We start from the raw sequence: 26,085 nt of genomic DNA, 5'->3' as shown, positions 1-26,085 counted from the left end.
GAGAACTGCAGAGAGACACCCAGGAAATCCCATGTATCCCATCGACTTCTTCTGGCGGGCCGCGGCCCGGTATCCGGAGCGGATTGCCGTGCGTCTGCCCGACGCGCAACTGACCTATGCCCAACTGGCCGGCCGCGTGAACGGGGTGGCCGCAGCCTTTGCGGCACTGGACGCCCAACCGCAATCGCGTGTCGCCATCGGCGCGGCCAACAGCGTCGAGCACCTCGTCGCCCTGCTGGCCACGCTGGCAGCCGGCAAGGTCTGGGTGCCGCTGAACCCGCGCAACGGCACGCCCGAACTGCAACGGATCATCGCGTTCACCGAGCCTTCCATCACGGTGCTCGATGCCGCCATGCGCGAGCGCCTTGGCAACGTCCCGGGCCATGGGGTCGACGTGGAAGCGCTGGACCAGGTCGCCGCCGCGCATGCCGGCACGCCGCCGGCGGCGCCGGAACTGCCGCTCGACGCGCTGCAGGCCATCAAGTTCACCGGTGGCACCACGGGCCAGCCCAAGGGCGTGATGCAGCCGATGCGCGCCTGGAACACCACCGTGCTGACGCAGTGGCACGAGTTCGGCTTCGGCACCGAAGACCGCTTCCTCGTCAGCGCCCCGCTCACGCACGGCGCGTCGACCTACGTGCTCGCCGTGCTCGGCGCGGGCGGCTGCCTGGTGTTCCCGGCCGACACCGGCGCCCCGACCGTGCTTGACGCGATCGCCCAGGACGGTGTGACGGCGATGTTCATGCCGCCCACGGCCATCTACGCACTGTGCGACGAGCAGCAGCGCACGCCGCGCGACGTATCGACGCTGCGCCTGCTGATCTACGGTGCCGCGCCGATGCCGCCCGCACGCATCCGCGAAGCACAACGTGTCTTCGGGAATGTGATGGCGACCACCTACGGCCAGACCGAGGCGCCGACGGTGCTCGCCTGCATGCGGCCCGACGAACTGGCCGATCCGCGCAACCTCGCGTCCGTGGGGCGTCCGAGCATGGCCATGCGCGTGGCCATCATGGGCAAGGACGGGCGATTGCTCGGCCCCGGCGAGGAAGGCGAGATCGTCGCGCGCGGCGACCTGCTGATGTGTGGCTACTGGCGCATGCCCGAGCAGACCGGCGCGACCATCGTCGACGGCTGGCTGCACACGGGCGACATCGGCACGCTCGACGAGCGCGGCTACCTGTTCATCAAGTCGCGCGCTCGCGAAGTCATCATCACCGGCGGCTTCAATGTGTACCCGTCCGACGTCGAAGAAGCCATTGGCCGGCACGCGGCCGTCTACGAAAGCGCGGTGGTCGGCATTGCCGATGACAAGTGGGGGGAGGCCGTGCACGCTGCCGTGCAGCTACGTCCCGGCGCGACGGTCTCGGCCGAGGAACTGATCCGCTTCGTCAAGCAGGAAATCGGCTCCGTGAAGGCGCCCAAGGCCGTGCACCTCTTCGACGCGCTGCCGAAAAGCCCCGTCGGCAAGACGCAGAAGGACGAGGTCGCGCGCCGCATCCGCGAGAGCGCCGACGCCGACGCCGACACCCACGCCCATCCCCACACCGAGAGCCAGTCATGAGCCAACGCAACGCCCCCACTACCGCGCTGTGCCACCACAGCACCGATGCGATCTGGTACCGCGACAAGAACCTCGTCGACGACCTGATCGGCAAGGACACCTTCACGCGCACCGCGGTGCGGCACATCCTGGGGCGCGAGCCCGACGACAACCAGCTCGCGCTGGTCGAGGCGATCCTGATCGTGCTGATGGAACACGGCATGACGCCGAGCGCCGTATCGGCGCGGCTGATCTACATGAGCTCGCCGGAAAGCCTGCAGGCCGGTGTCGCGGCCGGATTGCTCGGCGTCGGCAGCGCGTTTATCGGCACGATGGAAGACTGCGCCCGGTTGCTGACCCAGATCGTTGCAGCCGAGGACTCCGATGTCGCCGCACAGGCGCTCGCGCAGCAGATCGCCGCGGAACGCAAGGCGTGCCCGGGCTTCGGCCACCATCTGCACAAACCCGATGATCCGCGCGCTGTCGCCCTACTGGCACTCGCCGAATCGCGCGGCGTGGCAGGCCGGCACGTCGCCGCGCTGCGCGCTTTCTCGGCGGCGCTCGATGCGGCGCGCGGCCGTCACCTGACCATCAACGCCACCGGCGCCGTGGCCGCCATCCTCGGCGATATCGGCGTGCCGGTCGGCGCCATGCGCGGTTTTGCGCTGCTGTCTCGCACGGCCGGACTTGTTGCGCATCTGCTCGAAGAACAGTTGCGTCCCAGCGGGCGCTTTATCTGGGACCTCGTCGACCACGCCATCCCGTACCAGCAGGAGGACGCCGCATGACCTCCGCCGACAACCCGGTGCCGATGTACTTCATGGTCATCGGCACCGACAAGCCTGATGCCCTGCCGCTGCGCGTCGCGACGCGCGCGCGCCACCGCGACTGGCTGCGCGGCAGCCACGAACGCGTGGCGGTGGTGGCCAGCGGCGCCTCGCTCGAACGCGACAGCACCACCATGAACGGCTCGCTGCTGGTGGTTGCCGCCAGTTGCTACGAGGACGTGCTGGCTTTCGCCCAGGCCGATCCCTATGCCCACGCCGGCGTGTTTGAAAGCGTGGAAATCCGCCGCTGGGACTGGACCTTCGGCAGTCCGAACGGCCCCACCGCTTCCGTCAACCCTATCTGAACCCACTCGAAAGGCCAGACCGCCATGCACTGGATCCTCTACGCCGTCGACAAGCCCGGCATGCTCGCCAAGCGCACCGAGAACGTGGACAAGCACCGCCAATACCTGAGCACGCACCCGATCCGCACACTGGTCTCCGGACCGCTGATGGACGATGCGGGCGTTGACATGATCGGCAGCTTCTTCCTGGTCGAGGCCGACACACGCGCCGAGGTGGAAGCCTTCAATCGCAACGACCCATTCTGGGCGCTAGGCATCTGGGAAACCGTGCGCATCCATGCGTTCTACAAGCGCGTGGATGACCGCGCCGCGGGAGCGGCGCAATGAGCGGCGGCGCATCGGCGGGCTTTGTCTATCAACAACCCGCGACTCGCGTCGTGTTCGGCACGGGCGCCCTGCAACAGGCAGGCGAAGAGATGCAGCGCCTCGGCTGCCGCCGTGTGCTGGTGCTATGCACGCCAGACCAGCGCGCGCTGGCCGAGCAGGCGGCAGCCGCGCTCGGCCAACTGGCCGCAGGCATCCATGACGGCGCGCAGATGCATGTGCCGGTCGCCGTGGTCAATGCCGCGCTTGCCGTGGTCCGCGAGATCGGCGCGGACGGCATCGTCAGCATCGGCGGCGGTTCCACCACGGGGCTCGGCAAGATGCTCGCGCTGGAAACGGCACTGCCTTTCCTGGCCATTGCCACCACCTATGCCGGGAGCGAAGTCACGCCGCTGTATGGCACCACGCAGGACGGCGCCAAGACCACCGGCAAGGATTCACGCGTCATGCCACGCACGGTGATCTACGATCCGGCGCTGACGCTGGAACTGCCGATCGGCGTGAGCGTGGCCAGTGGCATGAATGCGCTGGCGCACGCGGCGGAAGGCCTCTATGCGGCAGATATCAACCCGTTGATCCGCCTGATGGCGCTAGAGGGGATCGGTGCGCTCGCCCGTGCACTGCCCCAACTGGCCGACGCGCCGCGCGACCTGGCGCTGCGCGCCGATTGCCTGTACGGCGCATGGCTGTGCGGCACAGTGCTCGGCAACGTCGGCATGGGCATACACCACAAGATCTGCCACGTGCTCGGCGGCTTCGGGCTGCCGCACGCCGAGATGCACGCCGCCGTGCTGCCGCATGCGCTGGCCTATAACGCGCACCATGCGCCGGCTGCGCTGGCAAGCCTTTCCACTGCGCTCGGTGGCACCGGCGAAGCACGCAATGCGCCGGCTGAAGTGTTCGCGTTGCTGGAACGGCTGCATCTGCCAGCGTCGCTCGAAACACTGGGCATGTCCGCCGACAACCTCGATCATGCCGCGCTGCAGGTCACCGCGCGCCCCTACCCCAATCCGCGCCCGTTCGACGTGGTTGGCATTCGCAACCTGCTCGACGATGCGTTCCACGGCCGCAAACCGCATCTCGACAACCGGAGCGCGCCATGAAGCTCGGATGGATCGGAGCAGGAAAAATGGGCCTGCCAATGCTCGCGAGCGTGCTCGCCGCGGGCCACGCTGTCAGCGTCTTCGAACCGCAGGCCGAGGCGCGCGAACGCGCGCGCCAACTCGGCGCGACGCCGGTGGCGCATGCCGCCGACGTGGCTAACGGCGCGCAGGCAGTGTTCTCGTCGCTGCCGGATGATGCCGCGCTGCTTGCCACCGCCGGCATCATTCTCGACGCGGCGCCCGCAGGGTTGATCTATGTCGATACCAGCACCGTGTCCTTGCAGGCCTCCGCAACCGTCGCCAGCGCAGCGCAGGCAGCCGGCGTGCAGTACCTGCGCGCGCCGGTCTCGGGCACGCCGGTGCAGGCGCAGGCGCGCGCGCTGACCACCATGGTCTCGGGCCCCGCGGACGCCTATGCTGCCGCGCGTCCGCTGCTCGCACTGTGGGGCGAACGCATCCACTATCTCGGCGCCGGCGAACAGGCCCGCAGCATGAAGCTGGTGCTGAACCTGATGGTGGCCGCCACGGCTGCGATGATGGGCGAGGCCCTGGCGCTCGGCAGCAAGGGCGGCATTGCGTGGCAGGACATGCTCGACGTCATGGACACGAGCGCAGTCGCCTCTCCGCTGCTCAAGGTGAAGACTGCCTCCTTGCGCGAACGCGATTTCCGTCCGCTGTTCTCGTGCGAGCAGATGGCCAAGGACCTGCGACTGATCCTGGCTGCCGGCAGCGACAAGAATGTGCCACTACCGCTTGCGGCACTGGCCAGCCAGCTCAACACCGCATCCATCGCACAGGGCCGTGGCGCGCTTGACTACATCGCCAGCGTGCTGACCGCCGAAGCCACGGCCGGTATCGGGCCCGTGCAAAGCCCGGAGACGATGACACCATGAGCGACTGGGACTACCTGATCATCGGCGCCGGCGCGGCTGGCTCCGTGCTGGCCAACCGTCTGTCGGCGCGGCCCGCCAACCGCGTGCTACTGCTCGAAGCGGGCAGCGACGTGCGGCCCGGCGAGGAGCCCGAGGACATCCGCAGCATCTTCCCGCTGTCGACGTTCAACCCGGCCTACACCTGGCCCGACACGCGCGTGCACTGGGGCAGCGCCGCCGATTCCGCTCCGTCGTTCTTTCCGCAAGGACGCGTGCTCGGCGGCACCTCGCAGATCATGGGCATGTTCGCGCTGCGCGGCCGTCCGGAGGACTACGACGACTGGGCGCAACAAGGTGCCACGGGCTGGGGCTGGGGCGACGTGCTGCCGTTCTTCCGCAAGCTCGAAGCGGACCAGGACTTCCCCGGCCCGCTGCATGGCAGCGACGGCCCGGTGCCGATCCGCCGCGAGCCGCTGCAGCACTGGTCGCCGCTTGCCACGCGGCTGCATGCGGTCGCGCATGCGCGGCGTCTGGACCATATCGCGGACATGAACGCCGATTTCGGCGATGGCCACGGCACGCTGCCGATCAGCCGCTATGCGGACAAGCGCGGTTCGGCGGGCATCTGCTATCTCGATGCCGCCGTCCGCGCGCGGCACAACCTGTCCGTGCAGACCGGCATCACGGTCACGCGCCTGCTGGCCGAGCGGCGCGACGGCGTCCTGCGCTGCGTCGGCGTGGCTGCGACGGACGCACAAGGCACGACGCGCGAAATCCGCGCGCGCCACGTCCTGCTGGCCGCGGGGGCGCTGCGCAGTCCGGCACTGCTGCTGCGCTCCGGCATCGGTCCGGGACAGGATCTCGCGCAAGCAGGCGTTGCGCCCGTACTGGACCGCCAGGGCGTAGGCCGCAACCTGCAGAACCACGCCATCCTGTACGTCGTGTCGTTCCTGCAGCCCGGCGGCCGCGAAAAGCCCGCCATTCGCCCTGCCTGCGCCACCACGCTGCGCTGGAGTTCAGCAACCGAAGGCGGCACGCCCGGCGACATGGGCATGTATGTCCGTAGCTGGCTGTCGTGGCACGCGCTGGGCCACCGCATGGCATCGCTCGCGCCGGTGCTGAACAAGCCCTGGTCGCGCGGCACCGTGACGCTCTGCCCGAAAGACCCACAGGCGGCGGCCGTCGTCGCGTTCAACCTGCTGTCCGATCCACGCGATCTTGTGCGCATGACGGACGCGTTCCGGTTTACCGCATCGCTGTTTCCGGACCTCGGCGCGGTGTGCGGCACGCCTTATGTGTTGGGCGATGCCGGCAACCTCAGCCGGCTCATGCGCTTCAACGAACCGACGCGCGCCAATGCGTGGCGCGCCGCGGTGGCGGCTCGGCTGGTCGATGCCCTCCCCGCACTCGGCCGGCGGACCATCGCGCATCTGTCGAAGATGCAACCCGCTGCCGACGTGCTGCGCAGCGAAGACACGCTGATCGACTACGCGCGCGGCAGCATCAGCGGCACCGGCCATGTCAGCGGCACGTGTCGCATGGGCGCTGCGCAAGACCCGCTCGCGGTAGTCGATCCCGCCGGACAAGTGCACGGCATGCAAGGCCTGTACGTCGCCGACGCCTCGGTCATGCCGTCCGTGCCGAGCGCGAACACGCACCTGCCGACCATCATGGTGGCCGAAAAAATCGCCCATCACCTGCTGGCCTGAATCACAACGCTTTCACAAGGGTAAGCCCGCATTCGTAAACATTCGAACGTTCGGAATAATTGATTCGCTGATAACCCAAACCCAAGAAAACCACAGGAGACTCCCATGAAACGCACCCTGATCCGCAATGCCAGCGTCATCACCGTCGATCCGAAGCTTGGCAACATCGACCACGGCGACGTACTGATCGAAGGTAGCAAGATCGCAGCCGTGGGCACCGGCCTGGAAGCCGGCGGCGCCGAGATCATCGACGGCACCGGCACCATCGTCATGCCCGGCATGGTCGATACGCATCGCCATGTCTGGCAGACCACGCTGCGCAATATCGCCGCCGACTGGACGCTCGACCAGTACTTCGCCGGCGTGCGCGGCCAGCTGGGCGAGCATTTCTGCGCGGACGACATGTACACCTCCAACCTGGCCGGTGCGTGCGAAGCGCTCAATGCCGGTATCACGACGGTGCTGGACTGGTCGCACAACATGAACACGCCCGCGCATACGGACGGCGCCGTCAACGGCTTGCGCGACTCGGGCGGCCGCTTCGTGATGTGCTACGGCAACTCCAATGCCGAATGGCTGCCGGTCAGCAACCTGCCGACCTCGCGCGATGCGTACCGCGTCAAGCAGGAATACTTTTCGGATGCCGACAGCCTCGTGCAGATGGGCATGGCGCTGCGCGGCCCGCAGTACGCCACCGAAGCCGTCACGCTCGACGACTGGGCACTGGCGCGCGATATCCAGGCGCTGATCTCGGTGCATGTCGGCGACGGCGCCTGGGGCAAGAACCGTCCTGTTGCATGGCTGGCCGAACAGGGCCTGCTCGAAGGCGTGGTCTGCGTGCACTGCAACTCGCTCGCCGATGACGAGTTCCGCATCATGGCCGAGCACGGCGCCTGGGCATCGATGACCCCCGACATCGAACTGCAGATGGGCCACGGCTGGCCCGCGACCGGCCGCCTGCTGAAGGAAGGCCTGGCTCCGACGCTCGGCGTGGATATCGTGACCTCCAACAGCGGCCATCTGTTCCAGGTCATGCGTACGGTGCTGCTGCTCGAACGCGCATGGGCGCATCACGACGCCGACCTTGCCGGCACCACCGTGCAGCGCCTGCCGATCGACACCAGCGACGTGCTGGCCTTCGCCACCATCAACGGCGCGCGCGCGCTGGGCATGGAAGACCGCATCGGCTCGCTCACGCCGGGCAAGGATGCCGATATCTGCATGCTGCGCGCCGACAACCTCGAAATGGCGCCGCTGAACAACCCCGTCGGCGCGGTGGTGCTGGCCGGCCACCCGGGCCTGGTCGACTCCGTGTGGGTCGCGGGCAAGGCGGTCAAGCGCCACGGCAAGCTCGTCAACGTCGATGTCGCACGGCTGATCGGCGATCTCGAACGCTCGCGCGACCGCGTGCTCGCGCTGGCCGGCGTGGCGCCGGGCGGACGCTTCATTCCCGCGCCGTACCAGGCCGCGCACTGAACCGGAGACCGATATGCGAAACATGACAGAAGCGGAACTGACCGAGGTCGTGCTGCAGCGCTACCAGAACACGCCGGACCCGCGCCTGCGCGAGATCCTGCAATCACTGGTGCGGCACCTGCACGCGTTCGTGCGCGACGTACGGCTCACGGAAGACGAATGGATGCATGGCATCCAGTTCTTGACCGCGGTCGGCCAGATCTGCGACGACAAGCGGCAGGAGATGATCCTGCTGTCCGACAACCTCGGCGTGTCGATGCTGGTCAATATGGTCAGCGCGGGCGTCGCGCCGGCCGCCACCGAGTCCACCGTGGTCGGCCCGTTCTACGTGCCCGACACGCCGGCGCGCGAATGGGGTGAATCGATCCAGCAGCTGCCGTGCGACGACGTGCCGCTGTTCGTGCGCGGCCGCGTGGTCGACGTGTCTGGCGCACCGGTCGCCGGCGCGCAGATCGAGGTCTGGCAGACCAACTCGAACGGCATGTACGACATCCAGGACGCGGAACAGCCCGTCAACAACCTGCGCGGCTGGTACCGCGCCAATGACAACGGCGAGTTCCTGGTGCGCACGGTGCGGCCGGTGCGCTACCCGATCCCGACGGACGGACCGGTCGGCGAGCTGCTGAACGCGACCGACCGCCACCCGTGGCGTCCCGCCCATCTGCACGCCAAGGTCACCGCCGCCGGCTGCAAGCCGCTGATCACCCACATCTTCGATGCCGAGGACCCGTACCTCGACTCCGATGTGGTGTTCGCGGTCAAGCAGTCGCTGGTCCGCAAGTTCGAGCCTGTTGCCGCCGGCGCGCGCGTGGGCGAGTACGGCATCAGCGGCCCGTGCCTTGAGCTCGGTTACGACTTCGTGCTGGAGCGCGCCCGCACCGGCGGCTAGTCCCCCGCCAGTCATCCCGGCCGGTCACCCCGGCCTGATTACCCACACGGCATGCAGCACCCGATCCGCGCCAGTTCGCTGGCGGGGCCGGGCCTGCTCATGCCTTTCCTCCGAACAAGCGGCGCCGGCCATGCCGCGCTGCGCCCCCGGGCGCGCGCGTGAGGCAGCCTTTTGCCTGCCGGACGCTGCGACACCACTGATTGCAGGGAGCGAGACATGTATTCAACCCGGGTTGCGTGCAAGACCGTACGCAGCTTCTCCGCAGCCGCCGCCGCGGCATGCCTGCTATGTGCCGGCAGCGCCGCCGCGCAGAGCAGCACCACGCTGTATGGCCGGGTGATCGGCGGCATCGGCTATGTGAACAAGGTTGCCACCCCCAGCGGCGGCAGCGCCGGTCTGGTCCGCTACGGCAGCGACTGGGGCGCGAGCTGGTGGGGGATCCGCGTGAACGAAGACCTCGGCCAGGGCCTGAGCGCCGTCGCCAACCTGGAAAGCATGTTCACCAGCGACGACGGCCGTACCATCGGCGACAGCTTCTTCAACCGTTATGCCGTCGTCGGGCTGGCCAGCCGCAGCTATGGCACGGTCTGGCTCGGCCGCGCCATGGCGCTCACCGATGGCGAGCTATGGGCGGTAGACCCGTTCGCGATGCAGTTCACCAGCGTCGGCACGCTCGCCTATGGCCGCAACTGGGGGCCGCGCGACAACGCGATCACCTACAACTCGCCGTCGTGGGGCGGCCTGTCGTTCCGCGCGCAGGCCGGACTGGGTGAGGTGCCGGGCCGCCCGAGCGGCAAGCGCCAGCTCAGCGGCAGCATCAGCTACGAAAGCGGACCGCTCGTGGTCAAGGGCGTGTACGAGGAAATCCGCGACGCCAACGGCGACTTCACCAACCTGTATGCCACATCGCGCGAATATGCCGTCGGTGGCGCCTACCAGGCAGGCAGCGTCAAGATGTTCGCGGGCTACAGCCTGATCCGTTCGGGTTCCGCCACGGTGGCCGATGCGAGCAACCCGACCGCCGCGACGCGGCACCAGATGGCCTGGCTCGGCGCGGCATGGTCGGCCACGCCGGCGCTGACACTGCTGGCCGGCGGCTACCACGCGAGCCTGAACCGCGACGGCGGCAATGCCACGCTGCTCGCGCTCGGCGCCAACTACAACCTGTCCAAGCGCACCCTGCTCTACGCCACCCTCGGCACCGTGGTGAACCGCGGCAACGCGGCCTTCTCCGTGGAAGTCACCCCGGACACCAAGCCAATGGCGGGCGCCACCCAACAGGGCGTGTATACCGGGATCATGCATTCGTTCTGAATGGTGACGCAGCTTGCGGGAGCCCGACCGGCGGCAAAGGCCTTGGTGATCGACTTCCGCAATTTGTGTGACGACGGCGAATTCGCGTGGAGGACCGGGCAAACAGGTGGTCAATGGTCGAAGTCACGGTCATGGCACACATCTGCGTCTGATAGGTGTATACGCCACTGTGCCGGATGCCATCGATTCAGTACAGTGATGGATGAAGATAATTAGCATCACTGAATCAGATGGCTGGAGTGGGCATATGGAATTGCGTCACATGAGAATCTTCTGTGCGGTGGCCGAACAGGGCAGTTTCACCGGTGCAGCCGAGAAAGTGCATACCGTCCAATCCAATGTCACCATGCGGATCAAAGAGCTCGAAGCTGAGTTGAGCCAGCAACTCTTTGTCCGGCAGAAAAGTGGGGTGGTCCTCACGTCGGCGGGCCAGACCTTTTTCGGCTATGCGCGGCGAATTCTTCAACTCACGGAAGAGAGCCGCAATGCCCTGCTGGACACTGTGACTCCCACCGGGCACCTTCGCCTTGGCTCGATGGAAACGACGGCCGCGATCCGGTTGCCGCAAGTGCTCGCGAAATACCGGCAACAATTTCCACAAGTCCAACTGTCGCTGTTGACGGGCACGACCGTTGAACTGATCAAGGCCGTCGAGACCCTCCGACTCGACGGCGCCTTTGTCGGGGGCTTTCATCAGAACCCGGCACTCGCACAGGAAGAAGTGTTTCAAGAAGAACTCGTGCTCGTCAGCAGCCGGGAATTCGGCTCGCTTGGTACGCTTATCCAGGCCATGCCACAACAGACGGTGCTCGTCTTCCGCACTGGCTGCTTCTATCGCTCCACGCTCGAACACTGGTTCTATCAGGCCGGCCTGGTCCCCAATCAGATACTGGAGATGGGAACGCTCGATGGCATCCTGTCGTGCGTGGCTGCCGGCATGGGTGTTACCCTGCTGCCGCGATCCGTTGCGGAAAGCCACGGCTCCCGGCAAGAGCTTTGCTATCACCAACTGCCGCCCGAATTTGCAAACGTCAAGACCGTCTTCATTCGCCGGAATGATGCCCTGGCTACGCCGGCGATGTCCGCATTTGTCGGTCTTGCCCGGGATCGCCTCTGCCAGATTGGCCGGACATCGAACGCAGACTCCTCTGGCACCCCGCCCGCCGACGCAACGCCCGGCGTGCACTAGCATCGGCGCCGCGTCTCGCCTCCACCCAAGGTCAGGCGAATAGACCTGCTCGCGTTTGTGGGAGCGCACCGAAGCGACGCAACGGTCAGTCGCCCAGGCCATCATGGCATGTCCGTTGCGACGTGCCCTAACCGCCGCGCCTGAAGCGAAGTACGGACACTTCTGCCAAGAGTATGGATCCCGTGATGGCCACGCAGCAGACCACGGCAATCGGTTCGAGGCCGCACAGCACGGCACCACCGCTCGCCATGGCCGGTGGATGTCGAAGACGCGTGAACTGAAGCCCAAGTAGCAGCACGCAACCGACCGGCAGCACCGCGGCCGCCGCGCTTTCTCCGCAAGCCAAACCGCAAACGGCCAGCAGCGTGACAAAGGTGGCACCTGCGGCGCTGATCAGATGAGAACACAGTTGACTTGCGGAACGCATGGCATCATCCCGATGACGTGCGTGCGCGGTCAGCGCTGTGATCATCAGAGGAAATGAAGCGGCCTCGGAGTGCCATGCACCGGCGACCCACAGGCAAACCCCGCAGACCAGCAGCACGCGCAGGAAGGCGACTTCACCGCCGGACCGGGACACAGATGCACCGTGGTCAGGCTGCCTCACTTGCCGCCGCCAGACGCAGTTGCCCAGCCGTGGCAGGGTCAGCGTTGTTGGCCAACGTCCCTGAAGTACCGACGAATGCCGCAGGCAAACCGCGACGCAATTCTGCGACTCGCTCGGCAGCAGGCACCACGCTGCGAATCTTTCCAACCCCTTGGCCAGCATAGAGCGAGAGCTTCTGCGCCATCCGCGGCTTGTCGATAGCTCGGGCGCCGCCGCCGATAAATCGCAAGAGATTCCACTTGTCGCGATTGGGAATCACCCGGTGCGGGGTGCCGTATTTCCAGCCAAACGAGTATCCGGTCCGATACTCTGTATCGTCCACCGTGGCGTCGACAATCTTCTGCTTGTAGAGCGGATGCGCGTTCGACTCATCACAAGCCACAAACGCGGTTCCCACCAGCACGCCTGAGGCTCCCAGTGCCATGGCGACACGAACATCGTCGCGAGTGACAATGCCCCCGGCCGCCAGCACGGGACGACCTTGGGCCGCCTCGCACATCGCCGGTAACAGCGACATGAGCCCAATGGTGCCCCGGTTAAGGTGACCACCACTCTCACTGCCTTGGGCAACGACGATATCCGCGCCGCGACGAATTGCCAGCCGGGCAAGCTCCACGGAACCGACCTGTACCATCACGACGAGGCCGGCTTCCTTGGCACGCGGAATCATGTCGGCGTAGTCCTCGGCATAGAAGAGCGACAGCATCCTGGGCCGCTCCTGCAGGATGACCTGGAACTGTGCCTCGAAGACATCCGGGCCACCAAAAGACGGGACAAGGTTGACACCGAATGGCTGATCGGTGAGTTCCCTGGTTTCCTGGATCCATCTGCGCAAAGTCAGCGGGGGTAGACGCAATCCGCCGACCGTGCCCATGCCACCCGCGTTTGCCACTGCCACCACGAGCTTCGGGCCGGAAATCGCTGCCATGCCGGCAAGGAAGATGGGATACCGGACACCACACAGTCGCGTAACCTGGTTGCCAGCGAAATCTGATTTGACGTCACTCATGGTTTCAAAGCTCCACGTGTTTGCCAAGCATGCGCTTGAGGGCATTGTTCTTCAGGACGAAGTGGTTCTTGCACGCGCCGAACATGTGCAGTGCCAGTCCGGCAAGAAAGGCCGTCGCCCCGATATTGAAGAGAACATCCACCACCCGCTGTACCTGGGCGTTCGGATCCATGAGCGCCGGTATCGCAAAGCCTCCGGGTAATGCAATGACCTGCCCGGCAGCCGACCTCGACAGCCACACTGCGATCGGCAGCAGCACCATTGCCAGTGCAAGGGCCACTGCCACTGACCGGCTCACGATGACCTCGATGGGGTTGGGCGTGCCCACCGGCAGCGGATGATAGGAGGAGATCCTCGCCCAGAATCGATAGAGTGAAACCAGGAACAGTACAGTCCCAAGCAAATTCTGCAGGCGTTCCAGGTCCATTCTCTGAACCTCGCTTACCTCCAGGGACATTGCAATGCTCAATCCGATCATTGAAAACAGCAGCGCCGCTACCAGCCAATGCAGCGCAATCGTGATGAGGGAGAAACCTAGTCCGTTGTCTCGTAGTTGCATGCTTGCCTCCGTGCATGGGGTTATACATTCTGGGCGACCGCTCTCCTGCCACTGTCCCAAAGGACAGTCATCGAGGATGGTGCCGCCCGTGATCCGCTAATGGCTGACCGCGCCGGACGCGCCCAGCCCTGTTTGCGCTCGGATGAACTGGGCATCGAACTCATCGCGCTCGCGCTGGGCGCGATAGCTTCGGTCCGTGATGGACCCCAGCCAAGTGAACAGGAACGCAGTGTTCATGGAGATGATGGCTGGATAGTCGTAGGGAAAGATCGGTTTGGCATTGCCGAGCACCTTGACCCAGACTGCGGGCGAGAGGATGACCAGGGAAACCGAACTCAATAGCCCCGCGACGCCGCCGATCAGCGCACCACGCGTGGTCAGCCCCTTCCAGTACATCGAAAGCATCAGGATCGGGAAATTCACCGAGGCCGCGACACCAAAAGTGAGCGCAACCAGGAAGGCGATGTTCTGCTCCTTGAACAGGATGCCAAGGCTCACCGCCGCCACACCGATCCAAACGGATGCGATGCGCGATACCCGCCTCTCGCTCGCCGGATCGGCATGGTTCTTCTTCAGGACCATGACGTAGAGGTCATGCGAGATCGCCGAAGTCCCCGCAAGCGTCAGACCAGCGACCACCGCCAGGATCGTCGCAAAAGCCACGGCTGACAGAAAGCCTAGAAGCAGGTCGCCCCCCACCGCCCTGGCCAGGTGCATAACGGGCATGTTGCCACCCCCGATCAGCTTTCCGCCTAGCTGACCTGCCTCATAGAACGCTGGATTCTGGCCAACGATCACAATGGCAGTCATGCCCAGCACCGCGACAATCAGAAAGAAGAACCCGATGATGCCGGTCGCCACGAACACGGACTTTCGCGCCTGCTTGGCGTCGGGCACAGTGAAGAAGCGCATCAGGATATGGGGCAGCCCGGCGGTGCCGAATACCAATCCGACGGACAGCGAGATCATCGCAATGGGGTCGGCCACCAGCTTGCTTGGCAACAGGACACCCGCTCCGCTCTTGTGCGTAGCGACTGCCTTCGCGAACAAGGTATCCAGGGAGAAGCCGAACTTGCTGAGGGCAAGAACCGCAAGCAGCGTGCCGCCGAGCAGCATCAAGACGGCCTTGATGATCTGCACCCATGTTGTTGCCACCATGCCCCCGAAGGTGACGTAGATCGCCATCAACAGGCCAACGACAACGACCGCGTAGTTGTAAGGCAACCCGAACAAGAGCTGGATCAACTGACCAGCGCCGACCATTTGCACCACCAGGTAGAAACAAACCACGGTGAGCGAGCCGAAAGCCATCAGGGTGCGAATCCTGCTCTGATCCAGACGATAGGACGCAATGTCAGCGATGGTGACGCGCCCCAGGTTTCGTATCCGCTCGGCAAAAACGAAGAGCAGCAACGGCCAGGCAACGAAGAAGCTGATCGCGTAGATCATGCCGTCGTAGCCATTGAAAAAGAACATGCTGGTAACGCCAAGCAAGGCCGCGGCGGACATGTAGTCTCCCGCCAGCGCCCAGCCATTCTGGAAGCCAGTGATGCCACCGCCGGCGGTGTAGAAATCCTGCATCGATTTGGTCTTGGATGCCGCCCAATAGGTAATCCCCAAGGTCGCCACCACGAACACGAGAAACATGATGATTGCCGTGATGTTGAGCGGCTGCTTCTCGATGCCAGACATGGTGCCCGGCGCAGCCAGCGCTGACATTGACGCCCCGAGCAGGCCGGACAGCATGAACAAATGGCGGGAGCGACTCATTTCTTTACTCCGGCCAGAATTTGCGCGGTCAGGTCATCGAACTCGCGATTGGCTCGCAGAACGTACAACCCAGTCAGCAACCAGACACCAACGATCAGCACCACGCCTGCGAGCCAGCCGACATTCACCATGCTGCCGTTGAAAACTTTCCCCGCAAGCCATTGCGGATTGAATCCCGCAATGAAAATGAAGGTGTAGTACGGAACGAGTGTTCCCGCGGTCAGCAGTGCGACAAACCGGCTTCGCCGCTTTACCAGCGAAGTAAAAGAGGGATTGCTCCGAATCCCGGCTAGTGCAGTTGTCTCCATTTGCAGCCTCCGTCCATGAGGGTTGATCAGTCCCACGATGGCCTGGCCGCCGTGAGCTGCGCTTTGTTGTGGATGGACGATAGGCTCGGCGATCAATCGCCGCAAATGATGAATGGTGATGACTGCAATCTCTTGCAGTGAAGTCTGAGCGCGCCGGCTCAACGTCTGGCCGCAGGAATGGCTTCAGACCTCGCGACGTTATTGCAACGTACAGGACAGCGCATACGCATTGCGATTCCGGGTGGCTTCATAGCGCATCGCATAATGCCATCCCAAGTCTGCTATGGGTCCTGCTTTGCGGCCAGTCTCCACGGCGTCCGCCGCGGCAGCGTTGCCTTGTCGTGCCCTCTCCGCGATACCGAACAAGATGGCGGCCAGCCTGAACAAGTTGTAGGCGATGTAGAAGTCCCAGTGTTCGATGCCCGCAGTGCCGTTGGATTCGGCATACCACTGCAAATACGTCTGTTCACTCGGGATGCCGAGGCTTGCGAAGTCGAGATCGGCGATGCCGCGCCACAGCGATGAAGGGATGTGCCAGCTCAGGCAATGATAGGCAAAGTCGACGAGCGGATGTCCCAGCGCCGACAGCTCCCAGTCCAGCACCCCGATGACCCTGGGCTCGCTCGGGTGGAAGACCAGATTGTCCAGGCGGAAGTCGCCATGGACGAGACGGGTCTCCTCGACCGCGGGAATGTTCCTTGGGAGCCAGCTCGTCAGTGCTTGCATGGCTGAACTCTCGAGCGCACCCGTGGCGCGGCTCTGGCGCGTCCATCCGGCAATCTGGCGCACAAGGTAGTTGCCGTCAGGACTGTAGTCGGCAAGCCCTGCCGCCTGGACATCAATGCGATGCAGCGCCGCCATCACGCGATTCATCTCCGCGTAGATGGCGCCGCGCTCGGCGGGCTGCATGCCTGGCAGCGACTGGTCCACCATCACCCTGCCATCCAGGTACTCCATCAGGTAGAACGGGCTGCCGACCACGGACAGGTCTTCGCTGTACAGGTACACGGCGGGGACGGGAACTTCACTACCCTGGAGCGCGCGCATGACGCGAAACTCGCGGTCGATGGCATGCGCCTTGGCCTGGATCTGCCCGGCCGGCTTCATCCGCAGCACGTAACGGTGTGTACCGGAAGAGACCAGGAAAGTCGGGTTGGACTGACCACCGGTAAGCCGGGTGGCAGTCAGCGACGCCTGGTCAATCAGCCCGCGCGCGTGGAGCAGCCGGGCCAGCGCATCCCAATTGCAGTGAATCGTATCGTTCATTGGCTTGTCCATTGGCTGATGTGGGGAATCGCGTGACGCATCACAGCGTGCTGACGAGATGCCCGCCGTCGACGGGCAATACAGCGCCGGTGATGTAGTCGGATGCCTCCGATGCCAGAAGCAGCAAGGCGCCGTCAAGCTGGGAAGACTGTCCCAGGCGCCGCTGTGGGATCCGCCGGACCATCGCCTGTCCGCCTTCCGTCTCGAAGTAGGCACGATTGATGTCAGTAGCGAAGTAACCCGGCGCCAGCGCGTTGACCCGGATGCCATGGCGTGCCCATTCAAGTGCCAGCGACTGCGTCAGGTGGATCAACCCGGCCTTTGCGGCCGTGTATGCGGGAACCTGCTGCGCCACCCGCAAACCCAGAATGGAAGCGATGTTGATGATGCTGCCTTGCCGTCCGGCCTCGCGCATCTGCTGGGCGGCGTACTGCGCCACCCGCCAGGCACCGGTCAGGTTGGTCTCGATGACCCGTGCCCAATCCTGCTCGCTCGTTTCAAGCGCGGGCCCAGTAGTTGCAATGCCAGCGCTGTTGACGACGATGTCCACGGTGCCCAACGCCTGCTCGGCCTGGAAAAATGCGCCGGATACGGAATCGGGATCACACACGTCGAGCCGCACGAGGCAGCCGTTTCCGCCCGTCGCCAGAACTTCATCGATCAAGCGCTCACCTTCGGCCATGCGCCTGCCAGCAAGCACCACCCGGCATCCCGCGTTTGCCAGTGTCAGCGCGAAGTGGCGGCCAAGGCCGCCGAATGCGCCGGTGACAAGCGCCACTTTACCTTCCAGGTCAGGAAAGACAGGGAACGGGCGAGGTGTGGAAGCCATATTTGCAGTCTCCTTCGAAGCAGTGGGCGGAGCGGTGCTCTTCCAAGGCATGGAGATATCGGCCGCTCCTGAATGACTGCCAGAGACTAAGCCGCAGCGTTCAACCAGCCAGCCACCTTAATGGGGAGCCCCCCCGATAGGAGAGCCCCCCTTATAAAGGCCGCGCTGCTCCCCGATTGGGGGGCTGGCGTGCAGCAACACGGCGCCTACGCTCCTAGACATCCGGCGGCATTCCGCCCGCACCAAAAGTTCAGCGCGTGCTGCAGCCTCTGCAGCCACAACGATTGAGGAGACCCTTCGTGTCACGCCCTACCCCTATTCCCCGTACACCTTCCGCGTACGCCTACCCGCTGCTCATCAAGCAGTTGCTGCATGCCCCCTTGGCGGTCAACCCGGAGCAGGAGATCGTCTATCGCGAGCAGGTGAAGCACTCGTACTGGACCATGCGGCACCGCGTCGGCCAACTGGCCAGCGGCCTGCATTCACTCGGCGTCGAAGCGGGTGACACGGTTGCGGTCATGGATTGGGACAGCCATCGCTACCTTGAAGCCTATTTCGGCATTCCGATGATGGGAGCGGTGCTGATGACGGTCAACGTGCGGCTCTCGCCAGAGCAGATCGTCTACACGCTGAACCATGCAGGCGCCAGGCTGCTGATGGTCCATGCCGACTTCCTGCCCTTGGTCGAGGCCATCCGCGACCAGCTGGAAACCGTCGAGCGTCTGATCCTGATCGGCGAGGATACGCTTTCGCTCGAGAGTTCACCGTTGCCCGAATGCTTTGCTGCGGAATACGAAGCGCTGCTGGCTGCGTCACCGCCCGACTACCCCTTTCCCGACTTCGACGAAAACGCACGGGCAACTACGTTCTATACGACCGGCACCACCGGCTTGCCGAAAGGTGTGTACTTCAGCCATCGGCAGATCGTGCTTCATACGCTGGCGACCATGGCAGCCCTGACCGGTGCGCCCCGGCAAGGTCGCGTGCATCGCGACGATGTCTACATGCCGCTCACGCCGATGTTCCATGTGCATGCGTGGGGGATGCCCTATGTAGCCACGGCACTGGGCATGAAACAAGTCTATCCAGGGCGATATGCCGCGGACCAGCTCCTTCGGCTGGTGCAAAGCGAGCGCGTCACGTTCTCCCACGGCGTCCCCACCCTGCTGCACATGCTCCTGTCGCACCCGGACTCGGCCGGTGTCGATCTGAGCGGACTCAAGATCATCGTTGGCGGCTCTGCTCTGCCGCGTGGCCTGGCCCAGGCCGCCGTCAATCGCGGAATCGATGTATTCACTGGCTACGGCATGTCCGAAACCTGCCCCATTCTCACGCTGGCGCAGGTCAAGACGACACTACTCGGCGACGCTACGACCGAGCTCGACGTGCGTACCAAGACCGGATTGCCCATTCCTCTCGTCGATCTGCGCATCGTCGACGACGATATGCGCGACATCGCTCACGACGGCAAGGCCAGCGGCGAAATCGTGGTCCGCGCGCCGTGGCTCACGCAAGGCTATCTTGGCAATTCCGCGGAGTCCGAACACCTTTGGGCCGGTGGCTATCTCCATACGAACGACATCGGCTCGATCGACAGCGATGGCTATCTGCAGGTCACGGACCGCATCAAGGATGTCATCAAGAGCGGCGGCGAATGGGTGTCGTCGCTGGAACTCGAAGACCTGATCTCGCGACACGCCGCCGTCAACGAAGTAGCCGTCATCGGCATCAAGGATGCGAGGTGGGGCGAACGCCCCATGGCGCTCATCGTGCTCCGAGCGGGACTATCTGCCGAAGCCACTGATATCCAGGAGCATCTGCGCGACTTCGTCCGGCGCGGCGCGATCTCGAAATACGCGGTCCCCGAGCAAGTGCTATTTGTCGATGCCATCGAGAAGACGAGCGTGGGCAAGATCAACAAACGACTGCTTCGAGAAAGGTACCAGGCGGTCGCACCGCATGCCGGCAACCCTCTGTGAACAGGAGATCCGTGCCGGCGTGAGTCGTGCATAAAGCGCATTAATACCCTAGAAAAACCGCTTCAGGAGACAAAACCATGATTGGTTCCACCAGTACTGAGCGCATCAAGCACCATCCCAGATTTCGCGAACTTATCCGCCGACGCACACGCCTGTCTCTGGGCCTGCTTGTCGCGGTTCTCGTTCCCTATCTTGCGCTGATGCTCGTCGTCGCAACGCATCCTCAGAGCCTTGCCCAGCCTCTTCTACCGAACACACTCATCAACATTGGCATCGTTCTCGCCGTCGGAGTCATTGTTCTCGGTTGGAGCTGCACGTACTTCTATGTGCGCCAGGCCAACGGAAAGCTTGAGACCATCGTGCGGCAGATCCTGACGGAGGCCGGACAATGAATATCCAGGCCATCTCGATGTTCCTGCTCTTCGTCGCGCTGACGTTGGGCATCACGTATTGGGCTTCCTCGCGTACGCGGACGGCCAGCGATTTCTTTACCGCCGGCGGTGGTATCACTGGCGTGCAGAACGGCCTGGCCGTGGCGGGCGACTACATGTCGGCCGCCACGCTGCTCGGCGTTGTCAGCCTGGTCTATGCGCGCGGCTTTGACGGGCTGTTGTATATCGTCGGGTTCTTTATCGGCTGGCCGGTCATGCTCTTCCTGATGGCCGAACGGCTGCGCAATCTCGGCAAGTTTACGTTCGTGGACATTATTTCGGACCGGCTTGATCCGGTCAGCACGCGCTGCGTTGCTGCGGCCAGCAGCCTGGTGGTTGTGCTGCTTTACCTGATCGTGCAGATGGTGGGCGCCGGCGAACTGGTGCAGTTGCTGTTCGGCATCGACTACGTCTATGCCGTGATCGGGGTCGGTGCACTGATGATGGTCTACGTGACCGTTGGCGGAATGCTCGCCACGACGTGGGTCCAGATCATCAAGGCAGTGCTACTGATGTTCGGCGGCTCAATGCTGATGTTTCTGTCCCTGGCCCACTTTGGCTTCAGCATTGAAACGCTGGTCGCCAAGGCGGTCTCGGCGCACCGCAGTGGGCCTGCCCTGCTTGCGCCAGGCACGCTATTCGCCGATCCGGTTTCGGCGTTGTCGCTAAGTTTAGCCACGGTGCTCGGCCTGTCTGGACTCCCTCATATCCTCATGCGCTTCTTTACGGTGCCGAACGCATCCGAGGCACGCAAGAGCGTACTGGTTGCCAGCACCTGTATTGGCTATATGTTCCTCGCCATGTTCGCCATCGGCCTCGCCGCCATCGTGATTGTCGGCACGGAGGCCCGCTTCTTCGAGGCCGGGCAGGTCGGCGGGAAGCTGCTCGGCGGCGGCAACATGGTCGCCATGCATCTCGCCAGAGCGACCGGTGGCGACCTCTTCCTGGGGTTCCTGGCAGCCGTCGCCTTCGCCACGATTCTGGCCGTCGTCTCTGGGCTGACACTGGCTGGCGCTTCGGCAATCTCGCACGACATCTACGCCAATGTACTGCGTCGCGGCAACGCCACCGAGGCGGCGGAAATCGCCGTGACCAAGCGGGCCACATTGGTCATCGGCGTGGTCGCGGTATTGCTCGGCATCGCCTTCAAGGGGCAGAACCTCGCCTTTCTCGTTGCGCTTGCGTTCAATGTAGCGGCGTCAGCAAATTTCCCGGTGCTGGTGCTCTCGATGTACTGGCGTGGCTTGACCAGCCGCGGTGCGGTTTGGGGCGTGGCCTCGGGACTGGTGTCGTCGGTGGCGCTTGTGATCCTCTCCCCTGCCGTGTGGAAGAACGTGCTCGGCCATCCCGCAGCGATTTTCCCCTACGACCACCCTGCGCTGTTCACCGTCCCATTCGCGTTCCTGGTCACATACCTGTGCTCTCGTTTCGATAACAGTTCGAGAGCCCAGGTGGAACGCCACGCCTTTGAGGCGCGGCTGGTCCAGGCGCAGACCGGCCATGGAGCCGCGGCGGCACCCAGCCACTAACGTACTCAACCGCGACGGCAAACCCATGACAGCGTCGTCGCCAGTTTCACGAGCTAACCAGGAAAAGCCATGCACTCGCCTCTGAACAAGATCCCCGATACGATGACGGCCATCGAAATCACGCATGCCGGCGGCCCGGAAGTGCTGGTGCCCGCGCGGCGCCCAGTGCCTGCGCCCGGCCCGGGCGAATTGCTGATTCGCCACCATGCTGCAGGCGTCAACGGCCCCGACGTGTTCCAGCGCAAGGGACTGTACGATCCGCCTCCGGGCGCCTCCGACATTCCGGGTCTCGAAGTCGCGGGCGAGGTTGTGGCTCTCGGCCAGGGCGTCACTGGATTCAAGGTCGGCGACCTCGTCTGCGCCCTGATTCCGGGGGGCGGGTACGCCGAGTACAGTGTCGCCAGCGAGCACAATACCTTGCACCTTCCCGAGGGTCTGCAGTTGGTGGAAGCCGCCGCGATGCCGGAAACCTTCATGACCGTCTGGCTCAACCTGTTCCAGCGCGGCAAATTCACTCGGGGCGATACCATCCTGATCCATGGTGGCGCGTCCGGTATTGGCACCACAGCCACGATGCTCAGCAAGGCGTTTGGCGCTGCCAAGATTATTACGACCGTGGCTTCGGACGCGCAACGCGACGCCAGCCTCGCACTTGGCGCCGATTACGCAGTCAACTACCTGGAAGAGGATTTCGTCGACGCCGTCATGCGCGTCACCGAAGGTAAGGGCGTCGATGTCGTGGTCGATATCATTGCGGGCGACTATGTCCCCCGCAACTACGCTGCCGCGGCCATTAACGGGCGCATCGTGCAGATCGGTGTGATCAAGGGCGTCGCGAAGGAAGTCGACTTGTTCCCGATGCTGACCAAGCGCCTCACTCATCTCGGCTCGACCCTGCGCTCGCGCACGCCTGAAGAAAAGGCCGAGATCATCCGCGAACTCGAGACACATGTCTGGCCGCTGATGGCATCTGGCGCAGTCAAGCCGCTCATCTACCAGACCTTTGCGCTGGAGCAGGCACGGGCGGCCCATGAACTGATGGACTCCGGCACCCATATCGGCAAGATCGTGCTCACTCTGGGCCAATAACGGCACCGCGCTGCAAGGGCGTTTCGGACTTCGCTCCCACAGCTAGTTCCGCACGCTCTGCTCCGTAATCCTCGGCAGGTCACGACCCAGACCGCTGCGGACAGCCTGGATACGGGAATTCACCTTCAGCTTCTCAAAGATATTCTTCAGGTGCCACTTCACAGTTTCCGGGGCCACGCGAATGGCCCTGGCAATTTCCTTGTTGGACAGTCCTCGGGCCACGTAGTCCAGGATTTCCACCTCTCGGGCACTCAGCCGGCTGGCAGCCATGGGCTCGATCGGGTCTTCAACCCGCGCCTCCTCCTTGCATTTCCCCGAGGCTGTGCGCGCATCCGTTGTCCCGGCCAGCGCATCGAATCCGCGGCATAGCTCGTCCACGTACCAAGGCTCGACCTCACCCAGCAGCGCTTGCTGCTGGCGCAGTCCATCAAGGATGTCCCGGGCCACCGGCCCGGCATCAAGAAAAACGCGCCGCAATTCGTTCTTCTGGCCGTATGCGACTGCCGCCAGCATGGCCTGCATAGCCTTCATGCGATGCCCGGCACTATGCAGGGCAACAGCAAGCGCAACCGCGATCTGGGCGCTCAGGTACTGCATGCCTGCGGCGCGCAGTTCCGCATGAACGCCCTGCAAGACGGGGACGGCTTCGGCTGCCCGGCCACGGGCCACCAGCAGACGGCAATGCGCCACCTGGAAGCGCTGCCAGGTCTCCAGGTAGCTACCCTGCAGATTCGCAGGCCGCTGACCGACCAGCGCTTCCAACTCCTGGCCGATGCGCGTGGCGCGGCCCAGGTCGCCGGACTGGATGCTGATCCGAATCGCCTCGGCCTTGCACGCGACCTGCATGCGCAGCCATTGGCGGCTCCTGGCAACAGCTTCCGCCTCTTCCACGACCCGATAGGCTTCGTCCTGCTTTCCCGCCAGCAGTCGCAGCCGCGCCAGCGTCATGCAGAAGCCGACCAGCGGGCCCAGCGAACAGGATTGCAGCGCCATCTCAAGCCGCCCTTCCAGCAGTTCGGCGACCCGGTCCAGGTCATTCCATTCATAGTGGATGACGGCCAGGTATCCGACCGGCAGTACCGACGCGGCAGACTGGGGGCCAGCGCGCTCGCTGGATTCGCGCAGCACGTCCTCAAGGGTCTGAACAGCTTCACCCAGCCGCCCTTCCACGAACAGGCTGAGCCCGACCATGCTCTGCCGGTACACCGTTGCATAGATCGGTGCGTTGGTCCCGGTACCGAATGTCAGCGTGCGCCGTAGCCGCTCGATCTCCCCGAACCCGGACGCATAGCTAAGCCCGAAAATAAGCGTCGTCAGGCCGATTCCTTCCGCCCATGATCCTTCTGCGGGGCCGAGTTCCAGGACCTTCCTTCCCATATCCAGCGAACGCTGACTCTCGTCGGACAGGCCCGCGATCAACGCCTTGACCGCTTGCAACTCGACGCGGACCACCTCTGTGACGGGCAGCTTGCCGAGCCGGATGTCATCCTCGACCGCCTGCAGTTCGCACTTGGCCGCGACGGATTGCATCGTCAGTGCAAGGGCCCAGGCATGCGCCAGGCGTAAGCGAAGACGGCCACGCACAGCCTCGGCGGGCAGCTTCGCGACCCAGCTCAGGACTGTCCGCACATCGCTGGCCTCCACCAGATTCATCGCGCATTGCTCAACCCAGCCGGCGGCGCGATCGACATCGCCGGCTGCCAGAGCGTGCCTGACTGCCTCCGCCCACAGCGACTGCGCTGCAAACCATTCACTTGCGCGGCGATGCAGCCCGACAACTTCGTGCGGACGCTCCTGAACCAGGCGCTTCCTCAAATAATCGGCAAACAGGGCGTGATATCGGTACCACCGGCTGTCGGCGTCGAGGGGTCTGACGAACATATTCCGTGCCATCAGCCACTCGAAGCTGGCATGCGCCGAGCTGGAGCCTGTCACCGCATCGCACAAGGACTCCGACATCCGGTCCAGCACCGAGGTCTGGAGGAGAAAACCCTGCAGCGGCTCGGGGACGTGAACGAACACGTTCTCGTTCAAATACGCTTCGACACTGCGCCGGGCAAAAGGCAAGTGCTCGGCGACAACGCCCGCCTGGTCGTTCGCACTCAACGCAAACGACGCCAGTTGCAAACCAGCCGCCCAGCCTTCCGTCGCTTGCAGCAGCGCCTCGGTCTGCGCAGGGCTCATATCATGGCCGGAAACGGCAGAGAAAAACGCCTGCGTCTCCGCACTGTCAAAGCGCAGGGCTTCCGCATCCAGCTTCAGCAATTGGCCGCGGGCCTCGAAGTAGCTCAGCGGAAAGGCTGGCTCGCTGCGACCCGCGACAAGCAAATGCAGGTTCTCCGGCGCATAGCGCAGTAGCCGGAACACTGCCTCGTGAATGGCCGGCGAGGTCAGCCGGTCGAAATCATCGAGCACGAGCACCATCTTGCGCGGCAGCGCCAGCACCGCATTGAGAAGTTCGGCAAACATCGCGTCCGCCGGCGCCAGCGGGTCTGGCTCCAGGCGGCTCGGAACTGGCTCGCCGGCCTGTCTGCATGCATCCCTCGCCGCTGCGAGCAGGTAGGCGCCAAACTGGAAGAGATCATCGTCGTCGCGGTCAATGCTCAGCCAGCCAACGGCACAGCCTTCCTGCGCCATGACCGCCTTCCATTCACTCAACAGCGAAGTCTTGCCGAAGCCGGCGGGGGCTACCAGCACGGTCAGCTTGCGCTCCAAGCCGGGACGCAAGTGCCGGATGGCGCGCTTACGCTCGATATAGTGGCGCGTTCGCGGCGGCGCCAGCTTTGTCAGGATCAAGGCTGGCCGCCAGTGGGACAACTGTGCGGCAACGACCGGCGATGATTGGGTCATCCGGGACTCTTCCTGACGGTGGGCAGAACTCACTAAACGATCACATTCCATTCGTCCGCCTGAATCCGGCGCGCCATCTCGGCGGCGGTCTCAAGCGTAGCGGTCCGATAGCCATGCGACGCGACGGTGATGACATCCATCATGGCATCAATCATCTTCCTGCGGGCCATGCTGATGATCGCCGAAACGGAGGTCAAGCCACAAGGGCATGGGATAGCGTCAAAGGGGGGGAAGGCGGGGGGCTTGCCCGACGATGCCATATCTTCTGTTGCCGGGCTTTGCTTCTGTGCCGAAACCTCGTGGGCCAA

The 26,085-nt window shown here is 64.3% G+C and carries 24 protein-coding genes; 15 read left to right on the top strand and 9 right to left on the bottom strand.

Annotation, left to right across the window (positions count from 1 at the left end; genetic code table 11):
* The first annotated feature begins 31 nt into the window (after positions 1–31).
* The 11 genes from KHO41_RS13420 to KHO41_RS13370 all read left to right on the top strand — a co-directional run bounded on the left by KHO41_RS13420 (position 32) and on the right by KHO41_RS13370 (position 11,551).
* Positions 32–1,564, top strand: coding sequence for a class I adenylate-forming enzyme family protein (locus tag KHO41_RS13420; protein WP_211953769.1), 1,533 nt, complete (start codon positions 32–34; stop codon positions 1,562–1,564).
* Positions 1,561–2,331, top strand: a complete 771-nt coding sequence (locus KHO41_RS13415; protein WP_211953768.1) for a citryl-CoA lyase — start codon at positions 1,561–1,563, stop codon at positions 2,329–2,331. The genes KHO41_RS13420 and KHO41_RS13415 overlap by 4 nt, the downstream gene beginning before the upstream one ends.
* On the top strand, positions 2,328–2,675 hold the full coding sequence (locus KHO41_RS13410; RefSeq protein ID WP_211953767.1) for a YciI family protein: 348 nt from the start codon (positions 2,328–2,330) through the stop codon (positions 2,673–2,675). The genes KHO41_RS13415 and KHO41_RS13410 overlap by 4 nt, the downstream gene beginning before the upstream one ends.
* Positions 2,676–2,699: 24 nt before the next feature.
* Entirely contained in the window at positions 2,700–3,002 is a 303-nt protein-coding gene (locus KHO41_RS13405) for a YciI family protein (RefSeq protein ID WP_211953766.1), read from the top strand.
* Positions 2,999–4,102: a maleylacetate reductase gene (locus KHO41_RS13400; RefSeq protein WP_211953765.1), complete on the top strand. Its 1,104-nt coding sequence runs from the start codon at positions 2,999–3,001 to the stop codon at positions 4,100–4,102. Before KHO41_RS13405 ends, KHO41_RS13400 begins: the two co-directional genes overlap by 4 nt.
* Positions 4,099–4,995 (top strand): NAD(P)-dependent oxidoreductase, encoded by an 897-nt coding sequence (locus KHO41_RS13395; RefSeq protein WP_211953764.1) that lies wholly within the window; start codon positions 4,099–4,101, stop codon positions 4,993–4,995. The genes KHO41_RS13400 and KHO41_RS13395 overlap by 4 nt, the downstream gene beginning before the upstream one ends.
* Positions 4,992–6,683, top strand: a complete 1,692-nt coding sequence (locus KHO41_RS13390) for a GMC family oxidoreductase (RefSeq protein ID WP_211953763.1) — start codon at positions 4,992–4,994, stop codon at positions 6,681–6,683. Before KHO41_RS13395 ends, KHO41_RS13390 begins: the two co-directional genes overlap by 4 nt.
* Positions 6,684–6,788: 105 nt before the next feature.
* Entirely contained in the window at positions 6,789–8,159 is a 1,371-nt protein-coding gene (locus KHO41_RS13385) for an amidohydrolase family protein (protein ID WP_211953762.1), read from the top strand.
* Between the two features lie 13 nt (positions 8,160–8,172).
* Positions 8,173–9,048, top strand: a complete 876-nt coding sequence (locus KHO41_RS13380) for an intradiol ring-cleavage dioxygenase (RefSeq protein ID WP_211953761.1) — start codon at positions 8,173–8,175, stop codon at positions 9,046–9,048.
* Positions 9,049–9,264: 216 nt separating this feature from the next.
* A complete protein-coding gene (locus KHO41_RS13375) occupies positions 9,265–10,362 on the top strand; it encodes a porin (protein WP_211953760.1) in 1,098 nt (365 codons plus the stop codon).
* Positions 10,363–10,609: 247 nt separating this feature from the next.
* A complete protein-coding gene (locus KHO41_RS13370) occupies positions 10,610–11,551 on the top strand; it encodes a LysR family transcriptional regulator (protein ID WP_211953759.1) in 942 nt (313 codons plus the stop codon).
* 127 nt (positions 11,552–11,678) lie between these two features.
* On the opposite strand, the gene KHO41_RS13365 is transcribed toward KHO41_RS13370, so the two are convergent.
* From KHO41_RS13365 to KHO41_RS13335, 7 genes are all read right to left on the bottom strand, one after another.
* Positions 11,679–12,023, bottom strand: a complete 345-nt coding sequence (locus tag KHO41_RS13365) for a hypothetical protein (protein WP_211953758.1) — start codon at positions 12,021–12,023, stop codon at positions 11,679–11,681.
* Between the two features lie 121 nt (positions 12,024–12,144).
* Entirely contained in the window at positions 12,145–13,167 is a 1,023-nt protein-coding gene (locus tag KHO41_RS13360) for an NAD(P)H-dependent flavin oxidoreductase (RefSeq protein ID WP_211953757.1), read from the bottom strand.
* 4 nt (positions 13,168–13,171) lie between these two features.
* Positions 13,172–13,726, bottom strand: coding sequence for a cytochrome b (locus KHO41_RS13355; protein ID WP_211953756.1), 555 nt, complete (start codon positions 13,724–13,726; stop codon positions 13,172–13,174).
* Positions 13,727–13,822: 96 nt separating this feature from the next.
* Complete coding sequence (locus tag KHO41_RS13350) at positions 13,823–15,445, bottom strand: cation acetate symporter (protein WP_244873829.1); 1,623 nt, start codon at positions 15,443–15,445, stop codon at positions 13,823–13,825.
* A 47-nt stretch (positions 15,446–15,492) separates the two neighbouring features.
* The gene (locus tag KHO41_RS13345; RefSeq protein ID WP_244873823.1) at positions 15,493–15,966 is read right to left on the bottom strand and encodes a DUF485 domain-containing protein; all 474 of its coding nucleotides are present in this window, start codon (positions 15,964–15,966) and stop codon (positions 15,493–15,495) included.
* A 36-nt stretch (positions 15,967–16,002) separates the two neighbouring features.
* On the bottom strand, positions 16,003–17,070 hold the full coding sequence (locus KHO41_RS13340) for a phosphotransferase family protein (protein WP_211953754.1): 1,068 nt from the start codon (positions 17,068–17,070) through the stop codon (positions 16,003–16,005).
* A 40-nt stretch (positions 17,071–17,110) separates the two neighbouring features.
* The gene (locus tag KHO41_RS13335) at positions 17,111–17,899 is read right to left on the bottom strand and encodes an SDR family NAD(P)-dependent oxidoreductase (protein ID WP_211953753.1); all 789 of its coding nucleotides are present in this window, start codon (positions 17,897–17,899) and stop codon (positions 17,111–17,113) included.
* 299 nt (positions 17,900–18,198) lie between these two features.
* Between KHO41_RS13335 and KHO41_RS13330 the strand changes: the two genes are divergently transcribed.
* The 4 genes from KHO41_RS13330 to KHO41_RS13315 all read left to right on the top strand — a co-directional run bounded on the left by KHO41_RS13330 (position 18,199) and on the right by KHO41_RS13315 (position 22,927).
* Positions 18,199–19,878, top strand: coding sequence for a fatty acid--CoA ligase (locus tag KHO41_RS13330; protein WP_211953752.1), 1,680 nt, complete (start codon positions 18,199–18,201; stop codon positions 19,876–19,878).
* A 77-nt stretch (positions 19,879–19,955) separates the two neighbouring features.
* Positions 19,956–20,270: a DUF485 domain-containing protein gene (locus KHO41_RS13325; protein WP_211953751.1), complete on the top strand. Its 315-nt coding sequence runs from the start codon at positions 19,956–19,958 to the stop codon at positions 20,268–20,270.
* On the top strand, positions 20,267–21,838 hold the full coding sequence (actP, locus tag KHO41_RS13320; RefSeq protein ID WP_211953750.1) for a cation/acetate symporter ActP: 1,572 nt from the start codon (positions 20,267–20,269) through the stop codon (positions 21,836–21,838). Before KHO41_RS13325 ends, actP begins: the two co-directional genes overlap by 4 nt.
* A gap of 69 nt (positions 21,839–21,907) precedes the next feature.
* Positions 21,908–22,927 carry an NAD(P)H-quinone oxidoreductase gene (locus KHO41_RS13315; protein ID WP_244873822.1) on the top strand — a complete coding sequence of 340 codons (1,020 nt, stop codon included), beginning with the start codon at positions 21,908–21,910 and terminating at the stop codon, positions 22,925–22,927.
* A 42-nt stretch (positions 22,928–22,969) separates the two neighbouring features.
* On the opposite strand, the gene KHO41_RS13310 is transcribed toward KHO41_RS13315, so the two are convergent.
* Positions 22,970–25,828, bottom strand: a complete 2,859-nt coding sequence (locus KHO41_RS13310) for a LuxR C-terminal-related transcriptional regulator (RefSeq protein ID WP_211953749.1) — start codon at positions 25,826–25,828, stop codon at positions 22,970–22,972.
* Positions 25,810–25,947 carry a hypothetical protein gene (locus tag KHO41_RS13305; protein ID WP_211953748.1) on the bottom strand — a complete coding sequence of 46 codons (138 nt, stop codon included), beginning with the start codon at positions 25,945–25,947 and terminating at the stop codon, positions 25,810–25,812. The genes KHO41_RS13310 and KHO41_RS13305 overlap by 19 nt, the downstream gene beginning before the upstream one ends.
* Positions 25,948–26,085: the final 138 nt, after the last annotated feature.

Source organism: Cupriavidus numazuensis, assembly GCF_905397435.1.
In the GTDB taxonomy this organism is placed as follows: Bacteria; Pseudomonadota; Gammaproteobacteria; order Burkholderiales; family Burkholderiaceae; genus Cupriavidus; species Cupriavidus numazuensis.
The sequence above is the reverse complement of the archived record's forward strand: the minus strand, read 5'-3'. Positions and strand labels throughout refer to the sequence as shown.

Bases quoted from the DNA above. Each gene is read 5' to 3' on its own strand.
- KHO41_RS13420 (WP_211953769.1), top strand. From the start codon at position 32: ATGTATCCCATCGACTTCTTCTGGCGGGCCGCGGCCCGGTATCCGGAG.
- KHO41_RS13415 (WP_211953768.1), top strand. From the start codon at position 1,561: ATGAGCCAACGCAACGCCCCCACTACCGCGCTGTGCCACCACAGCACC.
- KHO41_RS13410 (WP_211953767.1), top strand. From the start codon at position 2,328: ATGACCTCCGCCGACAACCCGGTGCCGATGTACTTCATGGTCATCGGC.
- KHO41_RS13405 (WP_211953766.1), top strand. From the start codon at position 2,700: ATGCACTGGATCCTCTACGCCGTCGACAAGCCCGGCATGCTCGCCAAG.
- KHO41_RS13400 (WP_211953765.1), top strand. From the start codon at position 2,999: ATGAGCGGCGGCGCATCGGCGGGCTTTGTCTATCAACAACCCGCGACT.
- KHO41_RS13395 (WP_211953764.1), top strand. From the start codon at position 4,099: ATGAAGCTCGGATGGATCGGAGCAGGAAAAATGGGCCTGCCAATGCTC.
- KHO41_RS13390 (WP_211953763.1), top strand. From the start codon at position 4,992: ATGAGCGACTGGGACTACCTGATCATCGGCGCCGGCGCGGCTGGCTCC.
- KHO41_RS13385 (WP_211953762.1), top strand. From the start codon at position 6,789: ATGAAACGCACCCTGATCCGCAATGCCAGCGTCATCACCGTCGATCCG.
- KHO41_RS13380 (WP_211953761.1), top strand. From the start codon at position 8,173: ATGCGAAACATGACAGAAGCGGAACTGACCGAGGTCGTGCTGCAGCGC.
- KHO41_RS13375 (WP_211953760.1), top strand. From the start codon at position 9,265: ATGTATTCAACCCGGGTTGCGTGCAAGACCGTACGCAGCTTCTCCGCA.
- KHO41_RS13370 (WP_211953759.1), top strand. From the start codon at position 10,610: ATGGAATTGCGTCACATGAGAATCTTCTGTGCGGTGGCCGAACAGGGC.
- KHO41_RS13365 (WP_211953758.1), bottom strand. From the start codon at position 12,023: ATGATCACAGCGCTGACCGCGCACGCACGTCATCGGGATGATGCCATG.
- KHO41_RS13360 (WP_211953757.1), bottom strand. From the start codon at position 13,167: ATGAGTGACGTCAAATCAGATTTCGCTGGCAACCAGGTTACGCGACTG.
- KHO41_RS13355 (WP_211953756.1), bottom strand. From the start codon at position 13,726: ATGCAACTACGAGACAACGGACTAGGTTTCTCCCTCATCACGATTGCG.
- KHO41_RS13350 (WP_244873829.1), bottom strand. From the start codon at position 15,445: ATGTCAGCGCTGGCTGCGCCGGGCACCATGTCTGGCATCGAGAAGCAG.
- KHO41_RS13340 (WP_211953754.1), bottom strand. From the start codon at position 17,070: ATGAACGATACGATTCACTGCAATTGGGATGCGCTGGCCCGGCTGCTC.
- KHO41_RS13335 (WP_211953753.1), bottom strand. From the start codon at position 17,899: ATGGCTTCCACACCTCGCCCGTTCCCTGTCTTTCCTGACCTGGAAGGT.
- KHO41_RS13325 (WP_211953751.1), top strand. From the start codon at position 19,956: ATGATTGGTTCCACCAGTACTGAGCGCATCAAGCACCATCCCAGATTT.
- actP (WP_211953750.1), top strand. From the start codon at position 20,267: ATGAATATCCAGGCCATCTCGATGTTCCTGCTCTTCGTCGCGCTGACG.
- KHO41_RS13315 (WP_244873822.1), top strand. From the start codon at position 21,908: ATGCACTCGCCTCTGAACAAGATCCCCGATACGATGACGGCCATCGAA.
- KHO41_RS13310 (WP_211953749.1), bottom strand. From the start codon at position 25,828: ATGGAATGTGATCGTTTAGTGAGTTCTGCCCACCGTCAGGAAGAGTCC.
- KHO41_RS13305 (WP_211953748.1), bottom strand. From the start codon at position 25,947: ATGGCCCGCAGGAAGATGATTGATGCCATGATGGATGTCATCACCGTC.